Source organism: Nocardioides sp. CPCC 206348, from assembly GCF_048654705.1.
GTDB lineage: Bacteria > Actinomycetota > Actinomycetes > Propionibacteriales > Nocardioidaceae > Nocardioides.
On sequence record NZ_JBMCZA010000214.1, the window covers coordinates 2,157 to 5,956 of the forward strand.

Below are 3,800 nucleotides of genomic sequence, written 5' to 3' on the forward strand. Positions count from 1 at the left end.
GGCGGTCCGGTCCGCCCAGCCGCGCAGGCCGTTGGGACGCGTCGCGTCGGGGTCACCGACGCCTTCGGTGAACGAGTCGCCGAGGGCGACGTACTTCTGGAAAGTCACCCGAGCATTGTGCGTCGGAGGACCCGCTCAGCCCAAAGCCGGGAAGACGAGCGACTGCAGGTCGGCCGCGACGATCTCGCGGTCCTCCTGGTCGTGCTCGGCATCGAGCAGCGCCCAGGCGCGCACCCGCGCCTCCTCGGCGGCGGCCACGTCACCCGCGACCAGGTGGGCGCGGGCGAGAGCCTCCTGCGCGCTGGCCCGCATCCAGGTCGCGACACCCTCGCGGTCGGCGTACGCAACGCTGCGGAGCGCGTGGTGCAGGGCCGGCTCGGCGCGCCCGAGGACGGCGTACACGCGGGAGCACTGCCACTCGCCACCGGCGCGGTTCTCGTCCGTGCCGATGTTGTCCCAGTGCAGGCGCGACGCGTGCGCCAGGTGCACCATCCGGTCGGTCTCCTCGTCGGTGCGGTCGGCCTTGTCGAGCAGGCCCCACGTCTCGTTGAAGAGGGCGGCGGCGAGCGCACGCTCCTCGGCGGGAAGTCCCTGCTGTGGTTGCTCCTCGGGCATCGGTCCTCCTGCGGGTAGGGTGCCGTCGTGCTGCTCAGCGACCGCGACATCTCGGCAGAACTCGACGCCGGCCGAATCGCCCTTGAACCCTATGACCCCTCGATGCTGCAACCGTCGTCCATCGACGTGCGCCTCGACCGGTTCTTCCGGGTCTTCGAGAACCACCGCTACCCGCACATCGACCCCGCCGAGGACCAGTCGGACCTGACGCGCGAGATCGAGCCGATCGGCGACGAGCCGTTCATCCTGCACCCGGGCGAGTTCGTGCTCGGCTCGACGTACGAGGTCGTCACGCTCCCCGATGACGTCGCGGCACGCCTCGAGGGCAAGTCCTCGCTCGGCCGCCTCGGCCTGCTGACGCACTCCACCGCAGGCTTCATCGACCCCGGCTTCTCGGGCCACGTGACCCTCGAGCTCGCGAACGTCGCCAACCTGCCGATCAAGCTGTGGCCCGGCATGAAGATCGGGCAGGTCTGCTTCTTCCGGCTCTCCTCGGCCGCCGAGCACCCGTACGGCTCGGAGAAGTACGGCTCGCGCTACCAGGGCCAGCGCGGCCCGACGCCGTCGCGCTCCTTCCAGAGCTTCCACCGCACGAAGATCTGAGCCGCCTGGGTGGCCCTTGCCGAGTCAGGTTAGGCTGCCCTTATGTCCACCGATCAGAACGAGTACGTCGCCACCCTCCCGCTGTTGCTCACGGAGGTCGAGGTGCTGCGTGCCGAGCGGGTGTCCCCGTCGTTCGTCCGGGTCGAGCTGGGCGGAGCCGCGCTCACCGATTTCGGCGTCGACGGCCCGGTCCTCGACCAGCGGATCAAGGTCATCTTCCCCAACGCCGCCGGGAACCTGCCGGACTTCACGGCGGCTGACGAGTCGTGGTGGACCAGCTGGATGGAGATCCCCGAGGACGAGCGCGGTTCGATGCGGACCTACACGATCCGCGACGTGGCCGGCGAGGGTGACGACACCCGCTTCATCGTCGACATCGTGACCCACGAGCACGACGGTGCGCACGGCGACGCCCTCGACGGCGTCGGCAACGCCTGGGCCCAGCAGGCGGCGGCCGGCCAGCGGCTCATCGTGATGGCGCCGCGCCGCGGCCACGACTTCGGCGGCATCGAGTGGTCGCCCGGCCAGGCGACCCGCCTGCTCCTCGTCGGCGACGAGACCGCCCTGCCCGCCATCCGCGGCGTCCTGCGCGACCTCCCGGCCGACGCCACCGGTGCGGCGTTCGTGGAGGTGCCGGTCGACGGCGACGTACCGACCGACGTGACCGCCCCGAACGACGTGACGGTGTCGTGGCTCCCCCGCAACGGGGCCGCCCGCGGCGAGGCACTGCACGCCGCCGTACTCGCCCACCTGACGGGTGAGGCACCGACCGAGGCGCTCGCCGTCGCCGAGGACGAGATCGACCCCGACCTGTGGGAGACCCCCGTCTACTCGTCGTCGGGCGAGGAGGTCGCCGAGGCGACCGCCGTACCGACGGGCGAGGCGCCGTACGCCGGCCTCTACGCGTGGATCGCCGGCGAGTCCAAGGTCGTCACCGGCCTGCGTCGCAAGCTGGTCAACGACCTCGGCCTCGACCGCAAGCAGGTCGCCTTCATGGGGTACTGGCGCGAAGGCGTCTCCATGCGCTCCTGAGCCTCGAGACGGTTGCTGCAGTGCGCTCAGCGCACCGCCATCGTGATCGCCGAGGGGTACGACGGACCGGTGTGGACCGTCACCGGCACCAGCTGACCCAGCAGGGCGGTCAACGGTGACAACAGGTGCGGGATGTCGAACGCCTGCACCGCGATCCGGAGCTTGTGACCCGGCAGGATCACCGCACCGGTCGGGAACACCTCGACGTCGATGGGCGCGATCTCGTTGGGAGCGAGGTTCTTCTGCGCCGCCTTCGTGAACGGGTGGTGCGGCTGCAGCAGCTGGCCACCGAGGTAGCGCGACTTGCTCGCATCCAGGGCGCGGTGCGAGATCACCTGCCAGCCACCGGTGAGCCGACTGACCTTCCCGTCCGGGGCGACGTCCTCGATCGCGACCGAGAACATCCCGTCGCCCGTGATCGACGAGGCGTAGAGCCGAGCATTGATCGGACCCTGGATCCGCACGGCCCTGGTCACGGGCGCGGTGTCGAACGTCAGGCCGCCGAGGTCGTTCAGCTTGTTGTCGTGGAAGCAGGGCAGGTCGGCGAGCAACAGCTGGGGCACCCCGGCGGTCCACTGGTTCGCCGACCGGGTGCAGAGCCCGGTGACGGGAAGAGGCGCCACGATCGACTTGCCGGCGACCGGCGTCCCCGTGGTGAGCGCGCCGGCCTTGCCGCCCGCCATGGAGGTGCCGGACAGGGCGTACTTCTTCGCCGTGAGGTCCGCGTCGATCCACTTGCTCTTCTTCACCCAGGCGCCCGAGCCCTGCTCGAAGTAGGTGAGCGGGGCGATCGCGTCGAGCTTGCCGTCGATCCCCTTGATGTAGTGGTCGAACCACCGCAGCTGCAGCTCGGCCAGGGTGCCGTAGCCGGCCTTGGCGACCTCAGCACCCGAAGAACCCTGCAGGTGGTCCCACGGGCCGAAGATGAACTTGGTGGGCACGCCGTTCTTCTGGAGCCGCTCGAAGTCGAGCGGCGTCCCGCGCTGGAACAGGTCGGACTCGCCACCGATCAGGAACGTCGGCACCTTCACCTTGTCGATGATCGAGATCGGCGAGCGCTCCCGGTAGAACGGGCCGTCGTACGCCGGCTCGCCGCCGAGGAGCGCCTTCAAGGCCAGCGGGAGGGTGAAGTTGAGGCCACCCATCAGGTGATCGGTCGCCATCTTGAAGCCCGCTGCGGGCTCCTGCAGGCCGTACGCCGGCGGGATCACGCCGGTCGCGGTCACCAGTCCGAGCCACAACGGGATGAAGCCGGCATCGATCTGGCCGCCCGAGGCGACGACGTCGCGGTAGACGTCGGCGGCGGGCACCTGCGGGAAGATCGCCTTGAGGCCGGTGGGCTGGTGGGCGGCCGCGAACAGCTGCGAGATCCCCATGTACGACGGCCCGGTCATGCCGGTCTTGCCGTTGCTCCAGGGCTGGCGGGCCGCCCAGTTCATGATCGCGCCGGCATCCTTGCCCTCGCGGGCGCTGAACGCGCCCCACTGCCCCTGCGAGGAACCGGTGCCGCGGGCGTCGACCGTCAGCTGCGCGTAGCCGCGCTTGACGAG

4 protein-coding genes are annotated in these 3,800 nt (G+C 70.4%); 2 read left to right on the forward strand and 2 right to left on the reverse strand.

The features are described 5' to 3' along the window. Window positions 1–135: 135 nt before the first annotated feature. Window positions 136–615, reverse strand: a complete 480-nt coding sequence (locus ACOADB_RS22735; protein ID WP_378604018.1) for a hypothetical protein — start codon at window positions 613–615, stop codon at window positions 136–138. A gap of 27 nt (window positions 616–642) precedes the next feature. Here ACOADB_RS22735 and dcd point away from each other — a divergent pair, with 27 nt between their 5' ends. Both dcd and ACOADB_RS22745 read left to right on the forward strand, forming a co-directional pair. After that, window positions 643–1,218 carry a dCTP deaminase gene (gene dcd, locus ACOADB_RS22740; RefSeq protein ID WP_378604021.1) on the forward strand — a complete coding sequence of 192 codons (576 nt, stop codon included), beginning with the start codon at window positions 643–645 and terminating at the stop codon, window positions 1,216–1,218. A 42-nt stretch (window positions 1,219–1,260) separates the two neighbouring features. Further along, entirely contained in the window at window positions 1,261–2,250 is a 990-nt protein-coding gene (locus ACOADB_RS22745) for a siderophore-interacting protein (protein ID WP_378604025.1), read from the forward strand. Between the two features lie 26 nt (window positions 2,251–2,276). On the opposite strand, the gene ACOADB_RS22750 is transcribed toward ACOADB_RS22745, so the two are convergent. After that, window positions 2,277–3,800, reverse strand: a 1,524-nt coding sequence (locus ACOADB_RS22750; protein ID WP_378604028.1) for a CocE/NonD family hydrolase, incomplete at its 5' end; no start/stop codon positions are given.

Coding starts and splice junctions, on each gene's coding strand:
- ACOADB_RS22735 (WP_378604018.1), bottom strand. CDS start 615: ATGCCCGAGGAGCAACCACAGCAGGGACTTCCCGCCGAGGAGCGTGCG.
- ACOADB_RS22745 (WP_378604025.1), top strand. CDS start 1,261: ATGTCCACCGATCAGAACGAGTACGTCGCCACCCTCCCGCTGTTGCTC.